At 67.7% G+C, this 5,413-nt stretch carries 5 protein-coding genes; 1 reads left to right on the forward strand and 4 read right to left on the reverse strand.

Going from position 1 to position 5,413, the window contains the following annotated elements:
• Positions 1 to 369: 369 nt before the first annotated feature.
• Together ASD82_RS00105 and ASD82_RS00110 are read right to left on the reverse strand one after the other, a co-directional pair.
• Complete coding sequence (locus ASD82_RS00105; RefSeq protein WP_056713633.1) at positions 370 to 1,722, reverse strand: HAMP domain-containing sensor histidine kinase; 1,353 nt, start codon at positions 1,720 to 1,722, stop codon at positions 370 to 372.
• Complete coding sequence (locus tag ASD82_RS00110; protein WP_056713636.1) at positions 1,719 to 2,420, reverse strand: response regulator transcription factor; 702 nt, start codon at positions 2,418 to 2,420, stop codon at positions 1,719 to 1,721. The genes ASD82_RS00105 and ASD82_RS00110 overlap by 4 nt, the downstream gene beginning before the upstream one ends.
• Before the next feature lie 131 nt (positions 2,421 to 2,551).
• Between ASD82_RS00110 and ASD82_RS00115 the strand changes: the two genes are divergently transcribed.
• Positions 2,552 to 3,055, forward strand: a complete 504-nt coding sequence (locus ASD82_RS00115; RefSeq protein WP_056713638.1) for a Spy/CpxP family protein refolding chaperone — start codon at positions 2,552 to 2,554, stop codon at positions 3,053 to 3,055.
• An 80-nt stretch (positions 3,056 to 3,135) separates the two neighbouring features.
• On the opposite strand, the gene ASD82_RS00120 is transcribed toward ASD82_RS00115, so the two are convergent.
• Both ASD82_RS00120 and lpdA read right to left on the reverse strand, forming a co-directional pair.
• Positions 3,136 to 3,801 (reverse strand): DUF6624 domain-containing protein, encoded by a 666-nt coding sequence (locus tag ASD82_RS00120; RefSeq protein WP_157599136.1) that lies wholly within the window; start codon positions 3,799 to 3,801, stop codon positions 3,136 to 3,138.
• Positions 3,802 to 3,893: 92 nt separating this feature from the next.
• The coding region (lpdA, locus tag ASD82_RS00125; protein WP_235580589.1) for a dihydrolipoyl dehydrogenase at positions 3,894 to 5,413 on the reverse strand (1,520 nt) is incomplete at its 5' end.

The raw sequence follows: 5,413 nt of genomic DNA on the forward strand, positions 1-5,413 counted from the left end.
ATGCCGGAGTTGAGGCAACGCAGGAGCGGTTGCCCGATGTCCGCAAGGCGCGGAAGCGGGGTGGCCCCTCTTTACTCCGGGCATCCTGCCCTTCGCCCTTCGGGCCGACTTCGCCGTTCGCGCCGCTCCTGCGGCGCAGTGGGCCACGTTTCTCTGGCCACTCAGAGAAAGGTGGCTCGGCCACCGCAGGTGGACGAAACGCTTTTGATCATGTCGTGCAATCGTTTCACGTTGCCATCGACAGACCAAGCCAAAAGCATCGCGCACAGGGTGCGCTCCTACAGATGCACCGAAAATAGCCCGCCGGTGTCGATTGGCCAACGTCAGCGAAAACACCTTGCCCGCATCAGCCGACCAAGACAAACCCCTTCACGCAAGCGGCAACCGCAACCTCACCTCCAACCCACCACCCTCGGCGTTGCCCACCTCGATCGTGCCCCCATGCACCTGCACCACCCGCTGCACAATCGCCAACCCAAGGCCATGCCCCTCCGCCCGCGCCGCATTGCTGCCACGGAAGAACGGCCGAAACAGCAGCGCGAGTTCGTCCACCGGCACACCCGGCCCGTGATCGCGCACGCTGATCTCGGCAAACGACGAGTCAACACGCAGGGTCACCTCGACCCGGCCACCTGCCGGGCTGAACTTGATCGCGTTGGCGAGCAGGTTGGCCAGCGCCCGCTCCAGCAGCATCGCGTTGCCGGAAACTTGCGCGGAGTCGACGCGGGACAGCTGCAGTTCGACCTGCTGCGCATCCGCTTCCAGGCGCGACTGCTCCACGCCCTCATGCACCACCTCGGCGAGCTCCAGCGGCTCACGTTCCATGCCGGGCAGGCCGCCTTCCATCCGCGACAGCGCCAGCATCTCGCCCAGCATCCGGTCGAGCCGGGCGATCTCCTGTTCGGCCTGGACGAAGTAGGCGGCGCCCTCCTCGCTGTCGCCGCCGCGGCGGGCCAGGTCGAGGATCAGCTGCAATCGCGCCAGCGGCGAGCGCAGTTCGTGCGACAGATCCTGCAGCACGCCGCGGTCTTGCGCGACCAGTGCCTCGATCCGTCCGGCCATCACGTCGAAGTCGCCGGCCAACTGGGCCAGTTCGTCGTGTGCCAGCCCACCCTGGCGGCCGACCCGCGCCGACAGTTCGCCTTCGGCCATGCGTCGGGTCGCCCGGCGCAAGGCCTCGACCGGACGCGCCACGCTGCGCGCCACCCACCAGCCGACCAGGCCGATGAACAGCAGCGACAGCGCCAGCTGCATGGCCAGATAGATCTTCTCGCGGGTCTGCGGCCGCAGGCGCACGTGCGAGCGGCTCATCGCCAGCAGCTGGCGGGCGTGGCCGTCGTCGCCGACGACCTGCTGGACGGCGACGTAGAAACTGGGCCGCGGCTGCATCACCACACTGCGATCGGACGACAACAACGCGGGCAGCTGTGAACGCACCGATGCGCCCAGGCGGATCGGATAGAGCATCTCGCCGTGCTCGAACAGGGTGGCCTCCACGCCCTGCTGACGCTGCTGCGCCACCCACGCAGCGAGTGCATCGCGACCACCGCTTTCGTAGGCCTGGTCGGCGTCCTGCGCCAGCGCCGCCCAGTTGATTTCGATGCTGGTGGTGAACTCGATGAAGCGGCGGGCGAACAGCCCGCCCAGCGCCAGCACCAGCAGGTTGGCCACGCAGAACCAGACCAGCAATCGCCAGTACAGCGAGGTGCGCATCGGCTTCATGGCGCGGCCGCCACCAGCACGTAGCCGGAGCCGCGCACCGCATCGATCCTTGGCGCATCGGGCGATGCATCGGCCAGCTTGTGCCGCAGGCGGCTGACGTGGACATCGATGCTGCGGTCGAAGCGCTCGATCTCGCGGCCCAGCGCCTGGCGGGTCAGGCTGGCCTTGTCGACCAGTTCGCCGGCGCGCTGCGCCAGCCCCAGCAGCAACAGGAATTCGGCGCCGGTAAGCACCAGGTCCTGCTCGCCGACCTGGGCCCGGCGCTCGCCCGGAAACAGCTGCAGGTTGCCCACCTGCACCGTGCCGGACACCGGCGGCGCGTTGCGGCGCAGTTGCGCGCGCACGCGCGCCAGCAGCTCGCGCGGCAGGCAGGGCTTGGCCAGGTAATCGTCGGCGCCCAGCTCCAGCCCGATCACCCGGTCCACCGGCTCTCCCCGCGCGGACAGCATGATCACCGGCAGGCGGTGCTGCATGCGCAGCTCGCGCAGGGTTTCCAGGCCGTCGCGGCCGGGCATCATCACGTCGAGGATCAACAGGTCGGGCCGCTCGGCGGTATTGCGCAGGCGGGCCAGCGCGGCGTCGCCGTCGTGCGCGACGTCCACCACGAAGCCCTCGCGCTGCAGGTATTCGGCCAGCAGCCGGCACAGCGCGCGGTCGTCGTCGACAATCAGGATGCGGGAGGGGTTCGGAGTCTGCATGGCTCATTCAATACGGTGGCCCGGGCCGGACACCACGTTCTTTACCGATCTTTACCTGTCCGCAAAGAACATATACGCAGCGGTGTCGTCAAATGATGGCGTACAAACTCCCCACCACAGAGGTACACGTCATGCGCAAGAACACCCTCCTCGGCCTGGCCCTGGCCTCGGCACTGGCCATCGGCAGCTCCGTCGCACTGGCCGCGTCCGCTGGCGGCGCAGGACATGGCGACTTCGGCCATGGGCGCCACCATCATCGCGGCCACGGCCAGATGATGATGCTGGGCAAGCTGAATCTCAGCGACGCGCAGAAGGCCAGCGTCAAGCAGATCATCCGCAGCAGCCGCGAGCAGAACAAGTCCTCGCGCGATGCCTTGCGGCAACAGCGCAGCGCCTTCGAATCGATGACGCCGAACCGGGTCGGCTACCAGGCCGCCGCTTCCCGGCTGGCCCAGGCCGAAGGCCAGGCCACCCAGCAGCGGGTGCAGCAGATGGCCAACCTGCGGGCGCAGATCTACGCGGTGCTGACCCCGGCGCAACAGGCGCAGGCAGCCACGTTCAAGGCCCAGGCACAGGCCCGCCGCGCCCAGTGGAAGCAGTTCCGGGCTGAGCATCCGCAGCCGTCGGCCAAGTAAGCGATCCGCGGTCGTGAAAGATAAAGAGCCCGGGCATGCCCGGGCTCTTCTGCATCCATTCCCACCGCGCCCCGTGCCAATCAGCGCTGCCGATCCGTGCCGACATCCCGCGCCTGCTGCGCACGAGCGTCCGTCGCCTGCGCGGGTGCGTAGGAGAAGTGCAGCATGCATTGATAGTCGGCCAGTGGCATCAGGTCCATGCTGGCGCGGCGTTGATCGACATGCGCCATGTCCTCGGTGGGCTCGGATACCGGACTGCCGTCCTGTGACGGCTTGAACTGCGAGCCGTAACGCTGGGGCTTTCCCTGCGCAAGCAACACGCGGTCCGTGAGCATGGCCACGTCGGCCTTGCGCACACCGCTCCCCGCCAGGCGCGACTCCAGCGTTTTCAGCACCGCCGCCTGGAAGGCCGGATCGCGGTCGGCATGCTGCACCAGCAACCAGGCGTTGGCGACACCTTGCGCACCCACGGCCTCCGGCGTCGGAAAACCTTGTCTTGCCACGACAGCTTTCAACCATGTGAGGTTGTCCGCATCCACCACAAGCATCGCCTTGTTCGCCACCGGGTCACGCATGCCGGCCGCCAGCGCCGTATCACGCGCACGCTGGTCGGCCTCGCCCCGCGCTGCCAGCTCCCGACGCAGTGCCGGATCGGTGACGCGACGACCGGCATCCTCCCGCGCATTCGCTTCGTCGACGTGCGGATGCATGGCCGCCCAGCCAGCCAGGCCCGGACAAGCCTTCAACAGGTCTGCATCATCATCGGCAAGCACAGTGGCGGGCAACAGCAAGGCCGCAACCATGAGGCAAGACAGCGTCATCCTTGACATGAGCAACCTCATTTCTTCTTCGGCAGGTACAGGTCGGTGATGGTGCCTTCGTAGACTTCCGCGGCCATGCCCACCGATTCACCCAGGGTCGGATGCGGGTGGATGGTGAGCGCGATGTCGGCCGCTTCACTGCCCATCTCGATCGCCAGTGCCAGCTCGGAAATCAGGTCGCCCGCGTGTACGCCGACGATCCCGGCGCCCACGATGCGATGGGTTTCCTCGTCGAAGATCAGCTTGGTGAAACCCTCGGTACGGTCGATGCCGATGGCGCGGCCCGAGGCCGCCCACGGGAACTTGCCCACGCCGACTTTCAGTCCCTTCTCCTTCGCCTCGCGCTCGGTCACGCCGACCCAGGCGATTTCCGGATCGGTATAGGCGACCGACGGGATCACCCGCGCGTCGAAATGACTTTTCTGACCCGCTACCACTTGCGCTGCGACGTGCGCTTCGTGGGTGGCCTTGTGCGCCAGCATCGGCTGGCCGACCAGGTCGCCGATGGCGTAGATGTGCGGCACGTTGGTGCGCATCTGCGTGTCGACGTTGATGAAGCCGCGCTCGGTCACCGCGACGCCGGCCTTGTCCGCGCCGATCTTGCCGCCGTTCGGCGAGCGGCCCACCGCGACCAGCACGCGGTCGAACAGCGTGGTCTCGGGAATGCTGTCGCCTTCGTAGCCGACCTCGATGCCCTTCTTCGTCGTCTTGGCGCTGACCACCTTGGTCTTCAGGTGCACGCCCTTGAGCTTGCCGCCCAGGCGCTTGGCCAGCGGCTTGATCAGGTCGGCGTCGGCGCCGGGGATCAGCTGGTCCATGAATTCGACCACGGTCACCGCGCTGCCCAGCGCCGAATACACGGTGGCCATCTCCAGGCCGATGATGCCGCCGCCGACGACCAGCAGGTTCTTCGGCACGTCCTTCAGTTCCAGCGCGCCGGTGGAGTCCACCACGCGCTCGTCGTCCCATGGGAACGCCGGCAGCTTCACCGATTGCGAACCGGCCGCGATGATCGCGTTCTCGAAGCGGATCAGCTTCGTGCCTTCGGCCGTCTGGACTTCCATTTCGTTCGGCGAGACAAACATGCCGGTGCCCACCACGGTGCGCACCTTGCGCGCCTTGGCCATGCCGGCGAGGCCGCCGGTAAGCTGGCCGACCACCCTGGTCTTGAAGCTGCGCAGCTTGTCGAGGTCGATCTTCGGCGCACCGAAGCTGACGCCGTGCGCGGACATCGCCGCGGCTTCATCGATCACCGCCGCGGCATGCAGCAATGCCTTGGAGGGGATGCAGCCCACGTTGAGGCAGACGCCGCCCAGGCTGTCGTAGCGTTCGACCAGCACGGTGTCGACGCCGAGGTCGGCAGCGCGGAACGCGGCCGAGTAGCCGCCGGGACCGGAGCCGAGCACGACCAGCTTGCATTCGATGTCGGCCTTGCGGCCGGATGCCGCGGCAGCCTTCGGTGCCGATTCGCTCCCTCCCCTGCTCGCAGGGGAGGGCTGGGGAGGGGTGGCCGCCGGAACGGCGGCTGGCGTCGGGG

Source organism: Rhodanobacter sp. Root179 (genome assembly GCF_001428465.1).
Lineage (GTDB): Bacteria > Pseudomonadota > Gammaproteobacteria > Xanthomonadales > Rhodanobacteraceae > Rhodanobacter.